Source organism: Burkholderia sp. AU45251, assembly GCF_030482905.1.
In the GTDB taxonomy this organism is placed as follows: domain Bacteria; phylum Pseudomonadota; class Gammaproteobacteria; order Burkholderiales; family Burkholderiaceae; genus Burkholderia; species Burkholderia aenigmatica.
In genome coordinates this window covers 33,573-55,177 of the sequence record NZ_JAUJQH010000015.1, presented here as the reverse complement: position 1 = coordinate 55,177, position 21,605 = coordinate 33,573, and the positions used below count along the sequence as shown (strand labels likewise).

At 67.1% G+C, this 21,605-nt stretch carries 20 protein-coding genes; 8 read left to right on the top strand and 12 right to left on the bottom strand.

The window, feature by feature from the left end; genetic code table 11:
- Window position 1 precedes the first annotated feature (1 nt).
- Complete coding sequence (locus QZM67_RS25610) at window positions 2-511, bottom strand: sigma-70 family RNA polymerase sigma factor (RefSeq protein ID WP_301807547.1); 510 nt, start codon at window positions 509-511, stop codon at window positions 2-4.
- Window positions 512-1,076: 565 nt separating this feature from the next.
- On the opposite strand from QZM67_RS25610, the gene QZM67_RS25605 reads away from it, so the two are divergent.
- On the top strand, window positions 1,077-2,237 hold the full coding sequence (locus QZM67_RS25605) for a porin (RefSeq protein ID WP_301807544.1): 1,161 nt from the start codon (window positions 1,077-1,079) through the stop codon (window positions 2,235-2,237).
- 408 nt (window positions 2,238-2,645) lie between these two features.
- Entirely contained in the window at window positions 2,646-3,887 is a 1,242-nt protein-coding gene (locus tag QZM67_RS25600) for a transglycosylase SLT domain-containing protein (RefSeq protein WP_301807542.1), read from the top strand.
- Window positions 3,888-4,107: 220 nt separating this feature from the next.
- Here the strand turns inward: QZM67_RS25600 and QZM67_RS25595 are convergent, their stop codons facing one another.
- The 5 genes from QZM67_RS25595 to QZM67_RS25575 form a co-directional block, all read right to left on the bottom strand.
- Window positions 4,108-4,584, bottom strand: a complete 477-nt coding sequence (locus QZM67_RS25595) for a hypothetical protein (protein WP_301807538.1) — start codon at window positions 4,582-4,584, stop codon at window positions 4,108-4,110.
- Between the two features lie 372 nt (window positions 4,585-4,956).
- Window positions 4,957-5,973, bottom strand: a complete 1,017-nt coding sequence (locus QZM67_RS25590; RefSeq protein ID WP_301807536.1) for a hypothetical protein — start codon at window positions 5,971-5,973, stop codon at window positions 4,957-4,959.
- Between the two features lies 1 nt (window position 5,974).
- Complete coding sequence (locus QZM67_RS25585; protein ID WP_301807535.1) at window positions 5,975-6,388, bottom strand: hypothetical protein; 414 nt, start codon at window positions 6,386-6,388, stop codon at window positions 5,975-5,977.
- Between the two features lie 116 nt (window positions 6,389-6,504).
- Window positions 6,505-6,834 (bottom strand): hypothetical protein, encoded by a 330-nt coding sequence (locus QZM67_RS25580; protein ID WP_175023965.1) that lies wholly within the window; start codon window positions 6,832-6,834, stop codon window positions 6,505-6,507.
- 326 nt (window positions 6,835-7,160) lie between these two features.
- The gene (locus tag QZM67_RS25575) at window positions 7,161-7,907 is read right to left on the bottom strand and encodes a MipA/OmpV family protein (protein WP_043182380.1); all 747 of its coding nucleotides are present in this window, start codon (window positions 7,905-7,907) and stop codon (window positions 7,161-7,163) included.
- 245 nt (window positions 7,908-8,152) lie between these two features.
- Between QZM67_RS25575 and QZM67_RS25570 the strand changes: the two genes are divergently transcribed.
- A complete protein-coding gene (locus QZM67_RS25570; RefSeq protein ID WP_114176716.1) occupies window positions 8,153-8,878 on the top strand; it encodes a response regulator in 726 nt (241 codons plus the stop codon).
- Window positions 8,879-10,255 carry an ATP-binding protein gene (locus QZM67_RS25565; protein WP_301807527.1) on the top strand — a complete coding sequence of 459 codons (1,377 nt, stop codon included), beginning with the start codon at window positions 8,879-8,881 and terminating at the stop codon, window positions 10,253-10,255.
- 80 nt (window positions 10,256-10,335) lie between these two features.
- Here QZM67_RS25565 and QZM67_RS25560 read toward each other — a convergent pair whose 3' ends face one another.
- The 6 genes from QZM67_RS25560 to QZM67_RS25535 all read right to left on the bottom strand — a co-directional run bounded on the left by QZM67_RS25560 (window position 10,336) and on the right by QZM67_RS25535 (window position 17,531).
- Window positions 10,336-11,376 (bottom strand): iron ABC transporter permease, encoded by a 1,041-nt coding sequence (locus tag QZM67_RS25560; RefSeq protein WP_301807525.1) that lies wholly within the window; start codon window positions 11,374-11,376, stop codon window positions 10,336-10,338.
- Window positions 11,373-12,383, bottom strand: a complete 1,011-nt coding sequence (locus QZM67_RS25555; RefSeq protein ID WP_301807523.1) for an ABC transporter substrate-binding protein — start codon at window positions 12,381-12,383, stop codon at window positions 11,373-11,375. Before QZM67_RS25555 ends, QZM67_RS25560 begins: the two co-directional genes overlap by 4 nt.
- Window positions 12,380-13,147, bottom strand: coding sequence for an ABC transporter ATP-binding protein (locus tag QZM67_RS25550; RefSeq protein ID WP_301807520.1), 768 nt, complete (start codon window positions 13,145-13,147; stop codon window positions 12,380-12,382). Before QZM67_RS25550 ends, QZM67_RS25555 begins: the two co-directional genes overlap by 4 nt.
- 29 nt (window positions 13,148-13,176) lie before the next feature.
- Complete coding sequence (locus QZM67_RS25545) at window positions 13,177-15,267, bottom strand: TonB-dependent siderophore receptor (protein WP_301807745.1); 2,091 nt, start codon at window positions 15,265-15,267, stop codon at window positions 13,177-13,179.
- Between the two features lie 269 nt (window positions 15,268-15,536).
- Entirely contained in the window at window positions 15,537-16,445 is a 909-nt protein-coding gene (locus QZM67_RS25540) for a transporter (protein ID WP_367620452.1), read from the bottom strand.
- Between the two features lie 162 nt (window positions 16,446-16,607).
- On the bottom strand, window positions 16,608-17,531 hold the full coding sequence (locus QZM67_RS25535; RefSeq protein WP_301807517.1) for a LysR family transcriptional regulator: 924 nt from the start codon (window positions 17,529-17,531) through the stop codon (window positions 16,608-16,610).
- 118 nt (window positions 17,532-17,649) lie between these two features.
- On the opposite strand from QZM67_RS25535, the gene QZM67_RS25530 reads away from it, so the two are divergent.
- From QZM67_RS25530 to QZM67_RS25515, 4 genes are read left to right on the top strand one after another with little or no spacing between them, the layout of a single operon-like run.
- Window positions 17,650-18,531, top strand: coding sequence for an intradiol ring-cleavage dioxygenase (locus QZM67_RS25530; protein WP_301807515.1), 882 nt, complete (start codon window positions 17,650-17,652; stop codon window positions 18,529-18,531).
- The gene (locus QZM67_RS25525; protein WP_301807513.1) at window positions 18,528-18,830 is read left to right on the top strand and encodes a Dabb family protein; all 303 of its coding nucleotides are present in this window, start codon (window positions 18,528-18,530) and stop codon (window positions 18,828-18,830) included. Before QZM67_RS25530 ends, QZM67_RS25525 begins: the two co-directional genes overlap by 4 nt.
- Window positions 18,831-18,837: 7 nt before the next feature.
- Complete coding sequence (locus QZM67_RS25520) at window positions 18,838-19,905, top strand: maleylacetate reductase (RefSeq protein WP_301807510.1); 1,068 nt, start codon at window positions 18,838-18,840, stop codon at window positions 19,903-19,905.
- A 50-nt stretch (window positions 19,906-19,955) separates the two neighbouring features.
- Entirely contained in the window at window positions 19,956-21,602 is a 1,647-nt protein-coding gene (locus tag QZM67_RS25515; RefSeq protein WP_301807507.1) for a bifunctional 3-(3-hydroxy-phenyl)propionate/3-hydroxycinnamic acid hydroxylase, read from the top strand.
- Window positions 21,603-21,605: the final 3 nt, after the last annotated feature.

The window sequence follows — 21,605 nt, the reverse complement described above, 5'->3', positions numbered from 1 at the left end:
GTCAGGCCGCCATCGCGAAGAAGCACTGCGCGCCGGCCTTCACGAGATGGCGCTTCACCGTCGCCAGCGACACGCCGAGTTCGCGCGCGATCTCGGCCTGCGTGAGCCCATCGAGTTGCGCGAGCAGGAACGCACGCTTCGCCGCGAGTGGCAGGCCGTCGAGCAGCCGGTCGATTTCGAGCAGCGTCTCGAGTACGACGGCCCGCTCCTCCGGCGATGGCGCACAGGCTTCAGGGCGCTGCGCGAGCACATCGAGATACGCGCGCTCGATCTGCTCGCGCCGCCAATGGTTGCTCAGCACGCGCTGCGCGACCGTCGTCAGGAACGCGCGCGGCTCGTCGGCGCCGATCGGCTCGTCGCGCGCGAGCAGCCGCATGAACGTGTCGTGCGCCAGATCGGCCGCGCGGTGCGCGCAACCGAGCTTCCGGCTCAACCAGCCGCGCAGCCACGCGTGATGGCCGGTGTAGAGGGCGTCGATTTCTCGATGGAGAGACAGCTTGTCAGCAGACATGGCCGGGTTCCGGGGTGCGCAGGCGTCAACGATTTTGTAAATGAGAATGATTATTATATACAAAACGAGACAGGCGGCCGGGGTTTCGGTGGGGATGGCGGGTGCTGCCGCGCTCTGGCGGGCAGCGTGCTCCTGCCGGTCACGCCGTGAGAGCCCAGGCACGGTGTTCCACGCACGCCGCGGCAATGAGACGGGAATGGGCGACCACGCCGCGATGCCGTCGCCGGGCGCGCGCGACGCGTCGCTAACACATTCGCCACACCCGGCCAATTCGATTCATTAAATAATTATTTGACGTATCAATAGCAATATCCCGGCCGCCTTAATTCCTCCCCCAATTGCCCGGAATTATCGCGAGATATGCAAGTCGCAATGACGAAATCGCAAAATGACCGCCAATTGATACGCATTTTTCAACAATTCAAATCCGTCGATCGCAGCGATCGGAGCACATCCCTGTCTTTCTCAGGCCACAAAAGAGAATTTCATTTTCCCGTTTTAATCGAGCTCGGTAGTCTCCTGCCATTCCGGATCACGAACACAAGCCAATGCGCAAGGAGATGACATGAAACGCACGACCCTCTCGCTGATTTCCATCGCGTCATTCGCGGCGATACCCGTTGCGCATGCGCAGTCGAGCGTCACGCTGTATGGCGTGATCGACACGTCGATCACCTACGTGAACCATGCGCAGGGCAAGGACAACGCGTGGATGCTCGGCAACAGCAGCGCGGGCAACCTGGCCGGCAGCCGCTGGGGCGTGAAAGGCACCGAGGATCTTGGCGGCGGGCTGAAGGCGCTGTTCCAGCTCGAGGACGGCTTCGATCCGAGCAGCGGCCGGCAGGGCCAGGGCGGCCGCCTGTTCGGCCGGCAGGCATTCGTCGGCCTGACGAGCGACCGCTACGGCACGCTCACGTTCGGCCGCCAGTACGATCCGCTCGTCGATCTCGTGCAGGGCATCACCGCCGACAACTATCTGGGCAGCGTGTTCGCAACGCCGGGCGACGTCGACAACTACGACAACAGCTTCCGCGTCGACAACGCGGTGAAGTACACGTCGGCCGTCTATTCGGGCCTGCAGTTCTCGGCGATGTATTCGTTCGGCGGCATCGCCGGCAGCACCGGCGCCGCAAATTCGTATTCGGCCGCCGTGTCGTACAACAACGGGCCGTTCAGCGTCGCGGGCGGCTACTTCCACACGACCAACAGCCCCGCGTCGAACACCGTGCGCAGCGGCTGGACCAGCTCGTCGGACGGCACGTTCGACGGCCCGATCAACAACGGCTATGCGAGCGCGCATTCGATCGGCATCGCGCGCATCGCGGGCCAGTACGTCGCGGGCCCGTTCACGTTCGGCCTCGGCTACAGCAACGCGCAGTACCGCCGCGATGGAAGCTCGGTGTTCGGCTCGAACGAGCACTACAACACGGGGCAAGGCTTCGTGAACTACCAGGCGACGACTGCGCTGCTGGTCGGCGTCGGCTACGGCTACACGCGCTCGGGCGGCGACACGTCGGCCACCTATCACCAGGTATCGGCCGGCGCGGACTACAACCTGTCGAAGCGCACCGACGTCTACCTGACCGCCGCATATCAACACGCGAGCGGCCAGACCGGCGACGGCAAGGGCGGCTCGATGGCCGCGCAGGCGTCGATCGGTTCGTACGGCTATGCGGGCACGAGCTCGCAGACGATGGTCAACCTCGGCCTGCGTCACCGCTTCTGATGCCAGACGGCCGGCTGCGCGCCGCGCGGCCGGTGTATCCGCATGAACCGGCACGGCGGCTTCGGCCGCCGTTGTTTCCGGATCGCCGGTTCATCGCTCTTTCAGCCCGGATATCGACTGCCACGCGATTTCCATCCGGTTTGATTCAGCACCGACTTCCCCAAGCGAATGACGCGACGCGTCAGTATTCCCGCACCCCCACTGCCCCGGCATTCACGCGAAAATCCGGCCATTTTTACCGATAATGCTTCGCTGAACCCCGTGATCGGACGCGATAAAAATGCGTGGCGAACGCATGGGCAAATGCAAAGGAAAGTTTGACGTGAGCCATTTGCCGGCTCGCTATGGCACACTTCGCGTCTGCGTAATTTCCTTGCACCGGGCGGCCGGATTCCGCCCCATCCTGCCATGCCGCGTCAGACAACCCGTTCGATCAGCCGAGAAACGCTGAAAATCGCCGCGACGATTGCGATGTCGTGCGCGCTCGCCGGCGTCGCACGGGCCGATTGCCTCGACGACGCGGCCGCGTTCCAGCACGTGAGCGTCAGCCTGATGCGCGGCATCGCGCAAGTCGAATCGGGGATGAATCCGAACGCGCTCAACACGAATACCAACGGCACGGTCGACATCGGCCTGATGCAGATCAACAGCACGTGGCTGCCGACGCTCGCGCGCGAGGGCATCACGCGGGAGAGCCTGTTCGACGCGTGCACGAACGCGTATGTCGGCGCGTGGATCCTGTCGCAGAACATCCGCCAGCTCGGCCCCAACTGGAACGCGATCGGCGCGTACAACGCCGCGTCGCCCGACAAGCGCCTCGCGTATGCGCGCAAGGTCTATGATGCAATCCGGACCATGCCGGATTCGCCGGATACACCCATGCCTATCCTTCCACCGTCCTTTACGCCGCCGCAACAGGCCCAGGCGTACAACCCGTTCGCGAGCCTGAGCGTGTCCGCTCCCCAGGGGGTCACGCGCCCGCGCACGATCTCGCCGGCCCCGCCGCCTCCGCCGCAAGGCGGCCCCGCCGGCCCGGCCGGCACGTACAACTTCGGATGGTCGGTCACCGGTGCGGATCAGGCGAAGCCGACCCAGGTCTTCGACGACGGTGCGCGGATCTACGTGCAGTTCAGCGACATGAAGCACGTGCCGGCGATCTTCACCGAGACGTCGGCCGGGCGCGTGCTGATGTCGTGGGAGCTGCAGTTTCCGTATGCCGTTCTGACGCGTCCCGCGCAAACGTTAATCTTCCAGCTCGGGCCGTTCGAGGCGCGCGCGCAGCGTGGCGCGGGCAATGGCGCCGGCATGACGGCGCAGGCCGGTACGGCAGGTCCGGCGGCGGCGGCCGCTGCTTCGAAGAAGCCGGCCGGCGCGGCGACGAATGCGGCAGCCAGTCCGGCTGCGACAGCCGCAACGGCTGCAAAACGCTCGGCGTCGACCGATGCGCTGTGGTACCTGAATACGCCGTCGACGTCGGGAACGGCAACAGCCGCGAACACGGCCACGCCCTCATCCACGTCGAACGCGCCGGCCACGTGGCCCACCGCGGTGACGTCGAATACGCCGCCTGCCGCCACGCCCCAGGCACCGGCCGCGACGACGCCGGCTACGCGTGTCAGCACCGACGCGCTCTGGTACATCTCGAAGTAACGCGCGGGCCGGTTGCGCGTCGGCAACCGGCATGCGCCACGCCTTGGCCGCTATCGAGCGGCCGTCGTACCGGACAGTGCCGATACCTACCGACGACACCAGCGAGTGATAGACGTCTGATAGAAGCTGACCCACAGCATCTGCTCGGCTTCCGCCTTGACGCGATCCGTCTCCGCGCTTGCGGCATCCTTCTTCAGGTTGATTTTGGCCGTGGCACTCGCTAATCCTGAGTCGGCTTGAGCTCGGGCGCGTTCATGTCGTCGACCCACTGCAGCTCGGCGGTACCGTTCTTGCGGAAATACACGCGCAGATAGCGCGACGTCGACGATTCCGGCTGCGGGATCGTCACGTCGATCGTCTTGCGTTCCGGTTGAATGCCGTGCTGAATGTCGTCCAGCGGCTGCGCGAACTCCCAGAACAGCTTCACCTTCTGCCCGGGCGTCACCTTGCAGCCGCACGCGAATCCGCCACCGCCACCGAAGGCCTCGCCGTCTTCCCGTGCCGACGGATTGCCGAAGCATCCCGACTTGTGCTCGTGGTCGAGCCAGAACTCGTGAAGCTTGCGGCCGTGCTCGTTATATCCGGTGACGCACACGTTGTGCGGCTCCGCCGACGCATCGACGCCGTGCTTGCCGCATGCCGCGAGCACACCGAGCCCGACCAGCGCCAAACCATGCATCCCTGCCCTGAATTTCATCGATATCCTCACAAACTTGCGTCGTTGCTGCTGACTTCCGGTCATGGCGGACCGAACCGATTGCGTGCGCCGTCCCCGCGATTGAACCCGTTCATCGCAATGGCGACGAGCGTGCCGCCGCCGTGAGCGCTGGGCACCGCATCGGTCATCGCCGACATGCCGCTCAGTCGTTGCCCGATCGTGCCCTGTACGTCGGTGCCCACATTAGCGCCCGCGACGCGCACTCACGAACCGCCGGATACTGCCGCGCGGATCGCCGTCGCTCGTCTGGTGGAATCCGACCGAGATCGGATCGGGGCGACATGATGGGTGGGTTCGGGGATCGCGAAAGGCGATACATTCAGTGACTGCGTCGATGCATCGATGCACGCCTTACCGTTCGGTCAAATCGACGGCGGGTTGTTCGTCCATCCGTATGAATGCCTTGCCTTTCATTGCCGCGGGCGACTGGATGTCGACGTTTGCGACGCCGACCATCAGGAAGGTGCCCCCTTGAATCTGTTGCGCCGACGAACCCGGATCGAACGTCAGCTCGTCGTACGGCACGACGAATTCGACTTTTACCCGCTGTCCCGGCTTGACGGAAATGGAGGACGCGTAGGGACGGGAAGCGGGACTCAGGTACTTCTCGACAAGTTGGACGTCGAAGCCGACACGGGCGTCATTGAGCGCACCGATGTAAACGTATTGCTTTTTCGGGTCTACCCGCTGCGGCAACCATTTCCCGGGACCGTCGATGACCACTTCCTGTGCCCCGTCATTCCCGAACACCACCTCGACCACCAGATTTCCCGACGCGGCATGCGCGGTGAACGCCGGGCGCAGATTGATTTCCGACGTGCCGCGGTCAAGCAGATCCTGTGCAAGACTGTACAAAAACGATAGCGTGCCGCCGATCGGGTCGCTGTATCGATACTGAAGGTTGCCCTCGTAACGCTTTCCATTCAGATCGAACGAATACGCGAGGACCGATCCGATATTCCGGCCCGGAACCGAAGCGATCTCGCCTCCGGCCAGGATCCGCTTCAGCTGGTCGAGCTTCGTCCTGTATTGATCCGTCAGTTGTGCCGTGTATTTTCCGATGCCCGAATATTTCGCCGGCGGCATGACGTCCATATCCCGTCCGAGCGAATAGTAAGCAACGCGATCGCCGTCGACCGTGAATGCCATTGGAGGCGAAGGCTTGATCTGCCCCGGGCTGTTACGTATCGTGAAGTAGTCCTCGCGTGCTTCTGCCGTTGCGGCCAACATCATGCCGAACAGAAACACCACCATCAGAAAACATGGCAGGCGCCCCCTGATTCCACCCGCCCGGATTCCCGCGCGACGCGCATCGTTTCCCTTCCTGACCGCCAGTGTCGCGCGCGACGGGTGTTCAGTCTGAATCATGTCACTCCCGCGTCAAACCGACCGACGGAACCGGATCCGTCCACGTGAAGAACCTGCCGGCCATCTCGTCCGGCTTGTCGAAATTGCCCTGCATGCGACCGACAAAATCGTAGGTGCCGGTTTCCACCCGCTGGATGGACGAATCGCGGTCGAACGACAACGCGTCAAAGGGAACCGCGAATCCAACACGGATCGCTTCGCCTGGCTTGACTGCGATTTCGCTGGCGTAGCGCCGCGATGCATCGATCAGATACTTGCTGTCGAGGCGGATCCTGAACTCGGCACCCGCGCTGTTACTTCCCTGGACTTCGACATATTGCCGGCTCGGAATCGCGAGATTGTCCGTCCAGGTTTCCGGACCATCGATGAGCACCGCCTGCCGGCCTTCGTTCCTGAATTCAAGTTCGATCAGCAAGCGATTCGAGACGGAATGAATCGACGTCGATACGCGAACCGGTTACCGGGGCGCCGTCCGACGTCCGCCGCACCGGCCCGCTCAGCCACGCGCCGTTTCGTGCAGGCTGCAACGCGTCAGCCGCGCCGCACCCAGATCACCTTGCCGTCGCGGATGCCGAGATTGCGGCGTTCCTGCCGGTAATCCATCGTGCCGGGCAGCGCCTTGCCGTCGCGTTCGAGCACGCGCCACAGGCAGCCGTCCAGTTGCGCCGTCGCATCGGCCTCGGTCTTGCCGACCAGTGCGTCGTCCGGCCCTGCGTCTGCCTTGCAGGCCTGCGACGTGCCTGCCGGCTCGCCATTCATCACCATGCCGCCTGCGGTCGCATTCCTCGTCTTCATGTCCGTACATCCCGCAAACGTTGCGCTCGCAACCAGCGCCATCATCATCGCGATCGTCTTCTTCATCGGTTTCTCCCTTTCGCGCCCGGTGGATCGGGTTCATGTCCTCATGCCAGCGCCGACCGGGCGTTGCATGCATGATCGGTTCCGCACGGCGCCGGCCGTTTCCGGACGGTTGCCGGCCAGCGAACCGCGGCTTCGCGCCCGCCGGCCGCGCTGCTTCGGCGCACCGGCGTCGCCACCTCGGCCTGGTGCCGAAGCCGCCTGCATGTTACCGCACGCTGCGCGGCGAGACGGCACGCGCAAGCGCCTGACCGTGCTCGACGGCATGGTCGAAACCAGCACGCGTCGGGACAGTTCGCTTCATTCCAGTCGACTCGCCGGACGGCTACTCAGAACTTGTAGGTCGCGCCCACGATGCCGTAGTAGTTGCTGCGCGACTGGACGATCGGGCTGTCGCCGTAGCGGCCGAGCAGCCGCGTCACGCCGCCGGTCGCGAGCACCGACCAGTGCTGCGACAGGGTCCAGTTCCACGCGACCGCCATCGACGCACTGTCGATCCCGCCGCTCGTCGAATACGGCCGGAACCGGCTCGTCATCGACTGTGCGTCGGTCACGCCGTAGAACGTCTGCGTATAGCGCCCCGAGCCCGCATGCACGGTGCCCGTCACGATGATCTCGTGCTGCGCGGTCTTGAACACCGGCACCGCGAGATCCATGTGCCCCGACACGCCGCGCGACGTGTGCGTCACGGGGGTGTCGATCGTGACGCTCAGTTCCGCCGCGTTGAACAGCGTCACGCCCGCGCGCACGCCGACCAGCACCGAGCCCGGAATCCGGCCCATGCCCTTCAGGTAGTCGGAGCCCGGCATGTCGAACCGGTTCTCGTCGGTGCGACCCGCGTCATAGCTCACGGCCGCCGATACGAACGCGCCGTGCGGCAGGTCCAGCCGGTAGCCGGCGCCCTCGGTGCTGTCGATGAAGAAGCCGTTGCCGAACTTCGCGGAAAAGCCCGGCGCAACGACGCCGCGGTACTGGTTGCTGCCCTGATAGCGTGGCGCGAAACCGCCGCCGAGCGACAGCGAATACTGGTTTTCCGCGTGGGCGGCGGCGGCGAGGGTCAGGCCGGCGAGCGGCATGCAATAGCGGTAGCGGCGGAGTATTGGGCGCACAATATTGAGATAGGAGTGACGGAGCCCGCAGTCTAGGTGCCGCCCTGCGCCAAGACTGTCCTGAATCTTCGGGGAATCTGTGCTCAATTGTGTTCGATTGTTCGAGATTGTCGTCCCGCTCCCCCGGCCGTCGGTGCGCCGGATAGAATTCGCGTGCCGCGCCGCACACCGGCTTGCCCGGATGTGAAGTGGCGCGTGCATCCGAGGAGACCATGAACGAAGATCCGCTTAAATACCGCGTACTGCTGATCGAGGACGACGACCGCCTTGCGCAGCTCGTCCGCGAATACCTCGACGGCTATGAATTCGCGGTGACGGTCGTCCGGCGCGGCGACCTCGCCGTCGCGGCGGTGCGCGAGCACCAGCCCGCCCTCGTGATACTCGACCTGATGCTGCCGAACCTCGACGGGATGGAGGTCTGCCGGCGCATCCGCGCGTTCACCAACGTTCCCGTGCTGATCCTGACCGCGCGCGCGGACGTCTACGACCAGGTCGCGGGCCTCGAGACGGGCGCCGACGACTACGTGACGAAGCCGATCGAGCCGCGCGTGCTGGTCGCACGCGCCCGCGCACTGCTGCGCCGCGCGCAGCCGGCCGCCGCCGAAGCACCCGTGGCCGCACCCGAAGCGCTCGTGTTCGGCGAGCTGGCGATCTCGCCGCCAAACCGCACCGTCACATGGCGCGGCGATCCGGTCGACCTGAAGACCGCCGAGTTCAACCTGCTGCTGATCCTTGCGCGCGCGGCCGGCACCGTGCTGAGCCGCGACGACATCCTGAAGCAGCTACGCGGGATCGAGTTCGACGGGCTCGACCGCTCGGTCGATTCCGGCATCTCGAAGCTGCGCCGCCGCTTCGAGGATGCGTCGTCGGAGCCGCACAAGATCAAGACGATCTGGGGCCGCGGCTACCTGTTCAGCCCTTCTGCGTGGGACGAATAAATGCTCCGCCCGTTGATTCGGCTGTACCTCGTCGTCATCCTGTTCGTCGCCGCGTCGATCCTGTTCATCCAGCTGTCGTTCGACCGGATCTTCTACGATCGCAGCGCGCAGGCGCAGCGCGACTCGTTGACAACTTATGCGTTCGTGCTCAACGACTACCTCGAACGCCATCCGGGCGCGCAGCGCGAGCTTGCGTTGCGCGAGCTCGCGAAACACGGCAACGAAGGGTTCGGCTTCCTGTCGATGACCGCCGCCCGTGCGCAATTGAGCGGCGCGCCGCTGCGCGATCTCGATGCCGGCCGAATTGCGATCAGCTATAACGGCAAGGATTACTACATGCCGCTCGCGGATGGGTCGGTCCTGCATGCGCGGCCGATCGAAGCGTCCGATCTCGACATCCGGATCTATGCGTACCTGCTGCTCGCGCTCGGCACGCTGTTCGCGGTCGTGCTGTGGATTCACTATCACTGGCGCGACCTGCGCAAGCTGCAGGACGCCGCACGCGCATTCGGCGCCGGCACGCTGTCGACACGTGTGAAGTTGTCGGGCAAGTCGAACATCTACGAACTGTCGCAACAGTTCAACGACATGGCCGAGCGCATCGAGGCATCGATCAAGCAGCAGCGCGAAATGATGCACGGCATCTCGCACGAACTGAAGACGCCGCTCGCGCGGCTCGAATTCGGGCTCGCGCTACTCGCCGAGCCTGACGAAACGGGACGGATGCGCGAACGCCGCGACGCGCTGCGGCGCGACGTGCGCGAACTCGACGAGCTCGTCACCGAGCTGCTGACGATCGGCCGGCTCGAACAGGGCGCGAGCGAGCTCGCGCCGATGGAAGTCGTCGTCGATGCGCTGATCGACAGCGTCGCCGGCAACGTCGCGAACGACATCGCCGATCGCGGCATCTCGCTCGACGTGTCGACGCTCGGCGCACCCGCCGCCCACGTGTGCGACCCGAAGCTGGTCGCCCGCGCATTGCTGAACCTGATCCGCAACGGCGCGCGCTACGCGTCGCGCACGGTGCTGCTCGCCGCCGAGAGCGACGCGTCCGGCGCGCTCGTACTGAGTGTCGACGACGATGGCCCCGGCATTCCGGCCGCCGAACGCGCCCGCGTGTTCGAACCGTTCCAGCGGCTCGACTCCAGCCGCGACCGGCAGACCGGCGGCTTCGGGCTCGGGCTCGCGATCGTGCGGCGGGTCGCACAAGTACATGGCGGCGACGTGCGGCTCGAGGATTCGCCGCTCGGCGGCGCACGCTTCGTGATCACGCTGCCCGCGCGAACGGTGCCCGACAATCTGTTCGACATGCCGGGCGCCCTCGCCCATGCCGACGCATTCGGCGGCAGCGCGGGCATGGCCATCCCGCGGCAATGACGCGCGCGGCAGGCACCCTCGCTGCCCTCGCCTGACCGCTCGACTGTCCGGCCGCCTGCCGCCGGTGCGAGCAACGCCGCTCAGCTGCGGCGCAGCAACGCGACGAAGAACAGGCTGCCGAACATCGCGGTCACGATCCCGATCGGCAGATCCTCCGGCGCCGCGAGCGTGCGGGCGGCCACATCGCCCCAGACGAGCAGGATCGCGCCGGTCAGCGCGGCCACCGGCAGCAGCCTGCCGTGCTCGGCGCCGACGACGCGACGGCACAGATGCGGCGTCACGAGCCCGACGAAGCCGATCGCGCCGCTCACCGCCACCATCGCCCCCGTCGCGAACGACGCGACGACGAAGACCTCGCGCCGCATCCGCGCGCTCGGCACGCCGAGCGCGGCCGCGGCAGCATCGCCCGACATCAGCGCATTCAGTTCGCGCCGGCGCGCGTACAACGCGCCGCCGGCGAGCACCGCGCACACGGCCGGCACCGGCAGCAGATCCCAGCGCGCGAGCCCGACGCCGCCAAGCATCCAGAACAGCACCGACGATGCGGCGCGCTGGTCGCCGAGATACAGCAGCAGGTTGCCGAACGCGGCCATCATGAACGACACCGAGACGCCCGCGAGCAGCAGCCGGTCCGATTCGAGCCGGCCGCGCCGGTAAGCGAGCGCGACGACGCAGGCGGTCGCTGCGAGTGCCCCCGCGAAGGCCGCGGCCGACAGCGTGAACGGGCCAAATGCCGCACCGGCCATCACGGTGACCGCGACGGCGCCGAGCATCGCGCCCGCGCTCACGCCGAGCAGGTGCGGATCGGCCAGGCGGTTCGCGGTCGCCGCCTGCAGCGCGACGCCGACGGCGGCCAGCGTCGCGCCGACGATCGCGGCCAGCAGCGCGCGCGGCATCCGGATCAGCCAGACGATGCTGTCGTCGCCCGCCCCCGCCGCGAACGCGCCGGCCTCGCCGAACGCCGGCACGATGTGCGTGGCGACGATCCGCACCGCGGCCGGCATCGCGATCGGCGCCGGCCCGAACGCGGCCGACGCGACGATCGACACGACCAGCAGCAGCGCCAGCACCGGCAGCACCACGCGCATGCCGGGCCGCGACGCACGCACGGGCACGCTCATCGCGCCGGCCCCGCGAACGCGGCCGGATACAGCGCGCGCGCCAGCGTCTCGACGGCCGCGACGTTCTCGGGGCCCGGCGTCGCCGCATCGTACGGAATCACGATGAAGCGCCGGTCGCGGATCGCGGCCACCCGCGCGAGCGAAGGCTGGCTCAGCAGGAACTGCTGCTTCTGCGCCGCCGTCACGGCCGAATAGTCGACGATCACGATCACCTGCGGATCGCGCGCAACCACGCTTTCCCAGCTCACCTGCGTCCAGCTGCGCGGCAGATCGGCCATCACGTTGCGTGCCCCGGCCGCCGCCAGCAGCCCGGTCGGCATCGCGAGCCCGCCGGTCGTCATCGGCTTGTCGGTGCCGCTGTCGTAGACGAACACGCGCAGCGGCTCGGGATGCCCGATCGCACGCGATACCGCCGCGAGACGCGCACGCATCGCGGCGATGACCTGCGCGGCGCGCGCGTCGACGCCGAAGATCCGGCCGAGATTGTTCAGGTCGCGGAACACGTCGTCGAACGACGCGGCCGCCTGCTTCATCACGTGCGAACACGATTCGGTCAGCTCGTACGTGCGGATGCCGAACGGGGCAAGCGTCGCGGGCGTCACCGGGCCGCCGACATGCATCCCGTAGTTCCAGCCCGCGAGATAGAAGTCGGCACGCGCGGCCGCCAGCACCTCGAGCGACGGATACTGGCTCGCCAGTTCGGGCACGCCGCGCAGCGCGTCGCGCACGCGCGCGGTGCCCGTCTTCCAGCCGCCGATGCCGGTGTAGCCGACGAGCCGGTCCTTCAGGCCAAGCACGAGCATCATCTCGGTCAGGTTCACGTCGTTGCTCACCGCGCGCGTCGGCGCGCGCTCGAACGTCACGTCGCGATCGCAACTGCGCACGGTAACGGGATAGGCCCCCGCCTGAACGGCTGCGCAGCCGAGCACGGTCGCGGCAACCAGCCGGCGGGATACGGACGACAACGACAAGGCGGAGGACAAGACAGGAAGCGGCATGGCGGTCATTCCCGATGAAGCGGCGTAATGCGCGGCCGGCCCGTGACGGGATGGCGATCGACGAGCGCGGCGACACCGAACACGTCGCGCAGCAGCGCTTCGGTCAGCACGTCGGCCGGCGTGCCCGATGCGACGATCCGGCCATGCGCGAGCACGTGGAGCCGGTCGCAATACGCAGCCGCGAGATTGAGGTCGTGAATCGTGGCGAGCGTCGCGATGCCGAGGCGCCGCACGCGCGCGAGCAGTTCGAGCTGATGGCGCAGGTCGAGGTGGTTGGTCGGTTCGTCGAGCAGCAGCAATTCAGGCTGCTGCGCGAGCGCGCGGGCCAGCAGCGCGCGCTGCTTCTCGCCGCCCGACAGCGACGCGAAGCGTTGCGCACGGCGCTCGACGAGGCCGACGTCGTGCAGTGCGGATTCGACGATCCGGCGATCGTCCGCCGACTCCGTATCGAACGGCCGCAGGTGCGGCGTGCGCCCCATGCCGACCAGTTCGTCGACCGTCAGCCCGAAATCGTCCGGCGTCTCCTGCTGCAGCACCGCGATGCGTTGCGCGACCGCGCGCGGCCGCATGCGCCACACGTCCTGCGCGTCGAGCGCGACACGGCCGGCATCGGGCCGTGCGTAACGGAACACGCAGCGCAGCAGGCTCGTCTTGCCGCTGCCGTTCGGCCCGACCAGCCCGACGAACTCGCCTTCGGCCACGCTCAGCGTCACCGAATCGAGCACGCAGATCGCGCCGCCGGGAGACCAGCTCACGCGTTCGATGTCGAGCATGTGCGCCACGGGAAGCTCGCCGCGCCGCACTAGAAGCGCATCGTCGCGACGAGCTCCGCCGAGCGCGACGGGCCGAGCAGCCATTGCTCGCCGCCGTTCGACGTCGTCACCGCATACGTGCGGTTCGCGAGATTGCGCAAGTACAGCGCCAGCTCGGTACGCGACGTCGGCTGCCAGCGCAGCGACGCATCGAACACCGTGTACGACGGCACCTGCACGCGGTTCGCGTCGTCGCCATACGTCGCGCCGACGTAACGCACGCCCGCATTCGCCTGCCAACGCTCGGCAAACGCCCAGCCGAGCCACAGGTTCGCCGTCTGCTGCGGCACGTTGGCCGGCGCATTGCCGGCGCGCGACACCGTCGTACCGCCGACCTTCTGGTTGAACGCGTCGTAACGCGCGCGCAGCAGCGCGACGTTCGCATCGACCGTCCAGCCATGCGGCAGCCGCGCACCGCCCGTCAGCTCGATGCCGCGCGACGATTGCCGGCCGACCTGCTGGCGCAGCGCGGGATTGAGCGGATCGGTGCTGAGCAGGTTGCGCTTCGTGATGTCGTACACCGCGAACGTCCAGTACGCGCGGCCGTCGAGCAACGTCTGCTTGATTCCGGCTTCCCACTGTTCGCCGGTCGCGAGCCGATAGTTCGCCTGCGACGCGGACAGCGTCACGAGCGAGCCGAGCCCCTCCGCGCCCGTCGTGTACTGCGCATACGCGCTGAGTGTCGGCGCGACTTCGAACACGAAGCCCGTACGCCAGCCGACGTTCGCGAAGCGCTTGTCGAAGCCCGCGCCGGTCGCCGCCTGCTCGCGGTTGAACGCGATGTGGTCGTAGCGCAGGCCGCTCACCCACGCGAGCCGCGGCAGCACTTCGAGCCGGTTCTCGGCGAACACCGCGACCTGCCGCGCCCGTGAGCTGAACTGCGGCACCGTCGGGTCGGGACTCGTGAACACGCCGGGATCGAAGCCGTGCGCGGGCACCGTCGATTCGCCGCCGTACGGCGCATTGTTGGTCCCGCTGAACGTGATCTGGCTGAATTCCGTACCGACGACGAAGCGGTTCGCACGGCCGAACAGCATGCCGTCGAAACGCGCGCTCAGCCGATCGCCGATCTGCCGCTGGTGGTGGCCGATGTCGAGATAGTCGCTGCGCGTGACGAGACCCGTCGCGGCATCGAGCGCATACGATTCCGCATTGCGCCAGTGCCGGTTCGACGTCAGGTAGTAGAGCTGGTTGTCGATCGTCACGCCGGCCGTCGGCCGGTAGCTGGCCGACAGGCGCGTCGACTGGTCGTAATAGGAAATCGTCGCATCGCCGACGTTGTAGTTGAGCTTGCGCAGCGTCGGATCGAGCACGCCGTTCGGCGCGGGCACGCCATAGTAGGTCGCCGGCATCTGGCGGCCGTAGTCGAAGTCGAGCGTCAACGTGAGCTTCGGGCTCACGTCGAACTTCAGCGCGCCGCCGACGGCCGTCGTATGCGTGTCGGCCCGCTCGGCGAGGCCGTTCGCGCGTGCATCGCTCGCATAGAAGCGGTACGACAGCTGCGGACCGAGCGCGCCCGTCGTGTCGAACGCGGCGCGCTTCGCACCGTCGAGGCCGACACCGACCTGCAGCGTCGTCTCGCGCGTGCGCTGCGGCCGCTTCGGCACCACGTTGACGACGCCGCCGATCGCCCCTTCGCCGTACAGCACCGACGCCGGGCCGCGCAGCACTTCGATGCGCTCGACCGACCACGTATCGAACGGGAACGTGATCGTGCCGGCGGCCGGCATCAGCCGCACGCCGTCGAGCAGCGTCATCACCGATTCCTGCCCGCTGAAGCCGCGCACGCTCAAGGCGGTGCCCCCCGTGCCGGGCGCCATCGCGCTCGAGAAACCCGCGGTGCGCGTCACCGCATCGAGCACCGTGCGATCGCCGCGCGCGTCGATCGTGTCGGCCGTGACCGTCTCGACGCTCGCGGGCGTGTCGAGGCTCGCAAGCCCGAGCCGCGAGCCCGTTTCGAGCGGTTGCGTCAGCGGGTCGACCGGTGCGGATTGCGCGCTGACGTTGATCGCCGGCAGCGCATGCCGCTCGTCCGGTGTGGGTGCGGCCGCTTCGGCGGCCATCGCGCCGGAGGTCGCCATCGCGCAACCCAGCAGGGTCGTGCAGCCGCGTGCGCGCCACGCGCGGGTGGGCCGGCGCGGCGCGGCAGCGTGCCGCTCCCCGCGCGCCGGGTTATATCTGGTGCTCGTCACGTCGTATCGATCTTCGTTTGGCGTCGTCGCACGCGGCCGCACCCGGTAGCCCGGGCGGCCGGCGACGCAAAACGTCAGATGATACGAAATATCAACCTGATTCGTCAGGAATTTGTCAGGTTGTGCCGGCCGCCCTGCCGACGGGCGGCGCGCCGCGTCTACAACGGGAAACTGAACTGCACCCACAGCTTGTCGCCCTGCGGCCGGTTGCGCACCGCGAACTCGTGCTGGTATTTCACGACCACGCCCGACGCGGGCCCCCACATGTAACGCAGCTGCGGGCCGATCGCGACCGACTGCCCGCGAAAGCCGTCCGACGCGACCTTGATGCCGTCCTGCGTATCGTCGGTGAACTGCTTCAGGAACGTGCCCTGCACGCCGAGCTGCACGCGCCGGTCGAGCGAATAGCCGACCAGGTAGTCGAGCACGGCGACCGCACCCGAGTGGTAGTGCGTCGCATGGTTCGGCGAATTCAGCTCCAGCAGCGTGGTCGTCGAGATCTCCCAGTCGCGGCCCGGAAACCAGGTCGTGCTGACGTACGGCAGGAACGCATACGTGTTCAGCCCCGTGTTCGCGATCCGGTTCGCCGCATACGCGCCGGTCGGCACCGCGAACGACGGCGAAAAGAACGCGAAGAAAGTCTTCGATGCGTTCGCATAGTTGATCATGAACGGCTCGAGGATCACGTCGCCGAGCGATGTGCGGTTTCCCGTACCGCCCGGCGTCGACAGATGCAGGTGCACGATCGGCACGATCGCGCTGCTCGACAGCGAAAACGGTCCGAAGGTCGCGCCCCAGGTGTGGACCACGCGCGGCGTTTCCGCGACGACGTTCAGGTGGAACCCCGGCACCGCGCTGCCGCCGTCCGGCCCGGCAAACCGGTTCGATGCCGAGTACAGCGCGTAGTTGAAGTACTGCGTGTTGCCGGGCGGCGGGAGCATCCCGTTCAGTACCGTGTTGACGCCGAACGGATAGCTGATCTGTCCGTTCTCCGTCGCCGACGCCGGAGCCTGAATGGCCCCGGCGATCAGGAGTGCCAATGGCACTCGTCGCAATGCGAATTTCATGTCGTCTCCAGACCGGGTTGTTATCGTGTCATCGCAAGCCGGGCATCGCAGGCCCGGGGAGACGCAATGTAAAGCGCACGACAGCGGCGAAAAAGACGACGTTCGGGAGAACAGTTCTCCGTCACACGGAGAAATGCGCGACGGCGCAGCGCCGGCCGGCGATCAGCGGCCGACGTCCTTCCACTTGCGCGCGAGCCCGAGGCGTTCGAAACGCTCGATCAGGAACTCGGTGAAGACGCGGATCTTCGCCGGCTGGTGACGGCGGCTCTGGTACGCGATGTTGACGGTGAGTGCCGGCAGTTGCCAGTCGGTGAGCACCGGCACCAGCTTCCCCGCGACGATATCGTCGTGAATGATGTAGAGCGGCTGGATCAGGATGCCGAGGCCCGCAAGCGCCGCAGCGCGGATCACCTGCCCTTCGTTCGCATCGAGCACGCTCTTGATCGTGACCGACTGCTTCCTTGCGCCGTGACGGAAATGCAGGACGTACGGATCGTTCGCGAGGTTGTAGACCAGCAGCCGGTGGTCGCACAGCGCATCGGGCGTCGTCGGCGCACTGTGCTTCGCCAGATACCCGGGCGACGCCGCCAGCACGCGCCGCGTCTCGGCGAGCTTGCGCACCGTGATGCCCGAATCCGCTTCATGCTCGCGCGTGCGGATCGCCACGTCGATGCCGGCCTCGATGAAATCCGGGTAGCGGTTCGCCGCGACGATCTGCACGTTCAGGTTCGGGTAGCGCCGGTGAAACTCGGGCAATGCGGGTGCGATATAGATCGATGCGAACGAGACGGACGCGGTCACGCGCAGCGTGCCGGCCGGATTGACGCTCGCTTCGTTGACCGCCGCATCGGCCTCCGACAGTTCCGTCAGGATCGCGACGCAACGCCGGTGGTACTCGTGCCCCGCGTCGGTCAGCCACAGGCGGCGCGTGGTGCGCTCGACGAGCCGCGCCCCCAGTCGCTCCTCCAGCGCGTTCAGGCAGCGGCTCGCCGCCGCGCTCGACATGCCGAGCCGCTCGGCGGCCTTCGACAGGCTGCCCAGCTCGGCGACCTGCACGAAAAATTCGATCTGCGTCCACTTGTCCATGCGTTCAATTCTTCCACCTGGCGGAGAACAAAACTCCTCCAAACCATCTTTTTTACGATTCAAGGAGGAATTAATGTTACGTCAACGCGCCATCCAACGACATCAGGAGACAACCCCTATGCGCAATCTCAACGAAGACACCATCACGCAGGCCGTGATCGCGTCGCTGAGCGGCTGTCGCGACGAGCGGTTGCGCACGGTCATGACCAGTCTCGTCCAGCACCTGCATTCGTTTGCGCGGGAGACGAAGCTCACCGAGGCCGAATGGCAGACCGCGGTCGGCTTCCTGACCGCTGTCGGTCATATCACCGACGACACGCGCCAGGAGTTCATCCTGCTGTCCGACGTGCTCGGGCTGTCGACCCTCGTCACCGCGCAGAACCATGCGAAGCCGGCCGGCTGCACGGAAGCCACCGTATTCGGTCCGTTCTATGTCGAAGGCAGCCGCGACTTCGGGATGTTCGACGACATCGCGAACGGCGCATGCGGCGAGCCCTGCTTCGTGTCGGGCCATGTGCGCAGCATCGACGGCATGCCGATCGCGCACGCGTCACTGGAAGTCTGGCAGGCCGATGAAGACGGACACTACGACGTACAGCTCCCGGCCAACGACGGATCGGTCACGCACCGCGCGCGTGGCCGGCTGCGCACCGGCGCCGATGGCCGCTACGCATTTCGCTCGATCCTCGCCGAGCCGTATCCGATTCCGCACGACGGTCCCGTCGGCGCGATGCTCGATGCGCTCGGCCGTCATCCGTGGCGCCCCGCGCACCTGCACTTCATGATCGAGGCACGCGGCTATGAAACGCTGATCACGCACGTGTTCCGCGACGGCGACCGCTATCTCGACTCCGATGCGGTATTCGGCGTGCGCTCGACGCTCGTCGCCGACTGGGTCCGGCACGCGCCCGGCCTCGCGCCGGATGGATCGCGCATGGACACGCCGTTCTACACGCTCGACTACGACTTCGTGCTCAATCCCGCGGAGCGCGTCGCATGATCCGGCACGTCGTGATGTGGAACGTCGCCGGCGCGACCGAGCCCGAGCGCGCGGTGGCACGCACCACAGTCAAGACCGCCTTCGAAAGCCTGCGTGGCCGGATTCCGGGCATGACGCACCTCGAGGTCGGCGCGGATTTCAGCGCGGCCGATTGCGCGTGCGACCTGATTCTCGTCGCCGACTTCGAGTCGCGCGAAGCGCTCGACGTCTACGCGACGCATCCTGAACACACACGCGTACGCGACGCACTGACGGGCCTGCGCATCGCGCGCCATCAGGTCGATTACGCAACGGAGTGACGAAAACATGAACTTCATCTATCAGGCACGTCCCGCCCGCGTGATCTTCGGTGCGGGCAGCCTCGATCATCTCGAACGCGAAGTGCTGGAACTGGGCGCGCAACGCGCAATCGTGCTCTGCACGCCGGAACAGCGCGACCTCGCGCAACGCATCGTCGAGCGGCTCGGTGCGCGCGCGGCCGGACTCTACGATCGGGCGACGATGCACGTGCCGATCGAAATCGCCCGCGATGCGCAGGCGTTCGCGAGGTCGTGCGACGCGGATTGCGCGATCGCGATCGGCGGCGGCTCGACGATCGGCCTCGGCAAGGCGATCGCGCTCGAAAGCAGCCTCCCGATCCTCGCGATCCCGACGACCTACGCCGGCAGCGAAATGACGCCGATCTACGGCCTGACCGAAGGCGGCCTCAAGCGCACGGGCTCCGACGCACGCGTGTTGCCGAAAACGGTGATCTACGATCCCGCGCTCACCGTCACGCTGCCCGTCGAGCTGTCGGTAACGAGCGGCCTCAATGCGATCGCGCACGCAGCCGAAGGCCTCTACGCGAACAACGCGAACCCGGTCATGAGCCTCGTCGCCGAAGAAGGCATCCGCGCGCTCGCGCGCGGCCTGCCCGGCGTGCGGCGCGACCCCGCCGATCTCGACGCGCGCGGCGACGCGCTCTACGGCGCGTGGCTGTGCGGCATGGTGCTCGGCAACGTCGGCATGGCGCTGCACCACAAGCTCTGCCATACGCTCGGCGGCAGCTTCAACCTGCCGCACGCGCCGACCCATACGGTCGTGCTGCCGCATGCGCTCGCGTACAACGCCGCGCACGCGCCGGATGCGATGCAGCGGATCGCCCGCGCGATCGGCACGAACGACGCCGCACGCGGCCTCTACGCACTGGCACTCGACAACGGCGCGCCGGTTTCATTGAAGGCGATCGGCATGCAGGAAGCCGACCTCGATCGCGCCACCGATCTCGCCGCCGCGAATCCGTACTGGAACCCGCGCCCGATCGAACGCGACGGCCTGCGCGCGCTGCTGCAGGATGCGTTCGACGGCAACCTGCCCGGCTCGACCGCGCGCTGAGCCGAATACTCGACAAACCAACAAACGACCCCGTCATGGAGACACCCCACATGAATACCGAATCGAGCGCGCACGGCGACAGCACCGTCGAACACTGTGACATCGCCATCGTCGGCTACGGCCCGACCGGCCTCGTCGCCGCATCGATGCTGGGCCGCGCCGGCCATCGCGTGATCGTCCTCGAACGCTGGCCGACGCCCTACGGCCTGCCGCGCCTCACGCACATCGACGGCGAAACCGCGCGCATCGTGCAGGCCAGCGCCGACGTCGATCACGCGCTGCGCAACGCGAAGGCCGTCGACACCTACCACTACCGCGACGCGAACGGCGACCTGCTGCTCGAACTGAACTGGACCGGCCGCGCATGCGGCTATCCCGCGCACATCTCGATCTACCAGCCCGACATCGAGGACGCGATCGACGCGCGCGCCAGCACCTTCACGAACGTGACGATCCTGCGCGGCTGGGAAGTCGACACGCTGCTGCAGGACGACGACGGCGTCACGCTGACCGCGCATCCGTCGCGCGGCAGCCAGGACGCGCAATGGACCGGTAAGCCGCGTGCCATCCGCGCCCGCTACGTGATCGGCGCCGACGGCGCGAACAGCTTCGTGCGCCGCACGCTCGGCATCGAACGATCCGATTTCGGCTACAACGAGCGCTGGCTCAATCTCGATTCGGAGAACAAGCGCGATCTCGGCGACGGCTGCGCACGCACGACGATCTACTGCGATCCGTCGCGCGCGTACATGCACATGCCGATCGGCACGAAGCGCACACGGTTCGAGCTGCGCGTGCTGCCGAACGAATCGACCGACGAATGGGAAACGGAAGCAGCCGGCTGGAAGTGGCTCAACGACCACTACGGCTACGGCCCGGACGACCTGACGCTGCTGCGCCACGTCGTCTACACGTTCGAGACGCGGATGGCCGAACGCTGGCGCGCCGGCCGCGTGCTGCTCGCGGGCGATGCGGCGCACACGATGATGCCGTACATGGGACAAGGCGCGTGCTCCGGCATGCGCGACGGCATCAACCTCGCGTGGAAGCTCGACCTGGTGCTGACCGGGCGCGCCTCCGCCGACCTGCTCGACACCTTTGAAGCCGAACGCCGCCCGCACGTGACCGCGATCACGCAGATGTCGCTGTTTCTCGGGCAGGTCGTCAACGAGGACGATCCGCGCAAGGTCGCCGAGCGCGACGCGGCGTTCCGCGCCGGCAACATGCCGCCGATGCCGCCGTTCCCGAAGATCGAGCACGGTATCGTGCACGACGAAGCCGACGGCACGCGCCTGCCGACGACCGGCGCGCCCGCACCGCAAGGGCGCGTTCGCCGCGGCGCAGCCGAAGGCCGTTTCGACGACGTGGTCGGCCGGGGATTCCAGCTCGTCGTGCGCGAACACCCTTCCCGCTACCTCGACGACGCGCAGCGCGCGTTCCTCGCGCAGCTCGGCTGTCGCGTGGCCGTGCTGTCCGACGACGTGAGCGCACCCGATGCCGTGGTCGATCTCGACGGCGACCAGCACGCGTTCATGCAGGCGCACGGGATCGGCGCGTATATCGCGCGGCCCGATTTCGTCGTGTTCGGTTCGGTGGCCGACCTGCGCAACCTCGGCGTGCTCGTCGATTCGCTCCGCGACAAGCTGCACGGGTCCGCCGCGTCGGCAGCCTCGGCCGCCGTCACCCACGCATCGTGAAGG

What these genes read in the sequence shown, in the direction of transcription:
- QZM67_RS25610 (WP_301807547.1), bottom strand. Translation starts at nt 511, where the DNA reads ATGTCTGCTGACAAGCTGTCTCTCCATCGAGAAATCGACGCCCTCTAC.
- QZM67_RS25605 (WP_301807544.1), top strand. Translation starts at nt 1,077, where the DNA reads ATGAAACGCACGACCCTCTCGCTGATTTCCATCGCGTCATTCGCGGCG.
- QZM67_RS25600 (WP_301807542.1), top strand. Translation starts at nt 2,646, where the DNA reads ATGCCGCGTCAGACAACCCGTTCGATCAGCCGAGAAACGCTGAAAATC.
- QZM67_RS25595 (WP_301807538.1), bottom strand. Translation starts at nt 4,584, where the DNA reads ATGAAATTCAGGGCAGGGATGCATGGTTTGGCGCTGGTCGGGCTCGGT.
- QZM67_RS25590 (WP_301807536.1), bottom strand. Translation starts at nt 5,973, where the DNA reads ATGATTCAGACTGAACACCCGTCGCGCGCGACACTGGCGGTCAGGAAG.
- QZM67_RS25580 (WP_175023965.1), bottom strand. Translation starts at nt 6,834, where the DNA reads ATGAAGAAGACGATCGCGATGATGATGGCGCTGGTTGCGAGCGCAACG.
- QZM67_RS25575 (WP_043182380.1), bottom strand. Translation starts at nt 7,907, where the DNA reads ATGCCGCTCGCCGGCCTGACCCTCGCCGCCGCCGCCCACGCGGAAAAC.
- QZM67_RS25570 (WP_114176716.1), top strand. Translation starts at nt 8,153, where the DNA reads ATGAACGAAGATCCGCTTAAATACCGCGTACTGCTGATCGAGGACGAC.
- QZM67_RS25565 (WP_301807527.1), top strand. Translation starts at nt 8,879, where the DNA reads ATGCTCCGCCCGTTGATTCGGCTGTACCTCGTCGTCATCCTGTTCGTC.
- QZM67_RS25560 (WP_301807525.1), bottom strand. Translation starts at nt 11,376, where the DNA reads ATGAGCGTGCCCGTGCGTGCGTCGCGGCCCGGCATGCGCGTGGTGCTG.
- QZM67_RS25555 (WP_301807523.1), bottom strand. Translation starts at nt 12,383, where the DNA reads ATGACCGCCATGCCGCTTCCTGTCTTGTCCTCCGCCTTGTCGTTGTCG.
- QZM67_RS25550 (WP_301807520.1), bottom strand. Translation starts at nt 13,147, where the DNA reads ATGCTCGACATCGAACGCGTGAGCTGGTCTCCCGGCGGCGCGATCTGC.
- QZM67_RS25545 (WP_301807745.1), bottom strand. Translation starts at nt 15,267, where the DNA reads ATGGCGACCTCCGGCGCGATGGCCGCCGAAGCGGCCGCACCCACACCG.
- QZM67_RS25540 (WP_367620452.1), bottom strand. Translation starts at nt 16,445, where the DNA reads ATGAAATTCGCATTGCGACGAGTGCCATTGGCACTCCTGATCGCCGGG.
- QZM67_RS25535 (WP_301807517.1), bottom strand. Translation starts at nt 17,531, where the DNA reads ATGGACAAGTGGACGCAGATCGAATTTTTCGTGCAGGTCGCCGAGCTG.
- QZM67_RS25530 (WP_301807515.1), top strand. Translation starts at nt 17,650, where the DNA reads ATGCGCAATCTCAACGAAGACACCATCACGCAGGCCGTGATCGCGTCG.
- QZM67_RS25525 (WP_301807513.1), top strand. Translation starts at nt 18,528, where the DNA reads ATGATCCGGCACGTCGTGATGTGGAACGTCGCCGGCGCGACCGAGCCC.
- QZM67_RS25520 (WP_301807510.1), top strand. Translation starts at nt 18,838, where the DNA reads ATGAACTTCATCTATCAGGCACGTCCCGCCCGCGTGATCTTCGGTGCG.
- QZM67_RS25515 (WP_301807507.1), top strand. Translation starts at nt 19,956, where the DNA reads ATGAATACCGAATCGAGCGCGCACGGCGACAGCACCGTCGAACACTGT.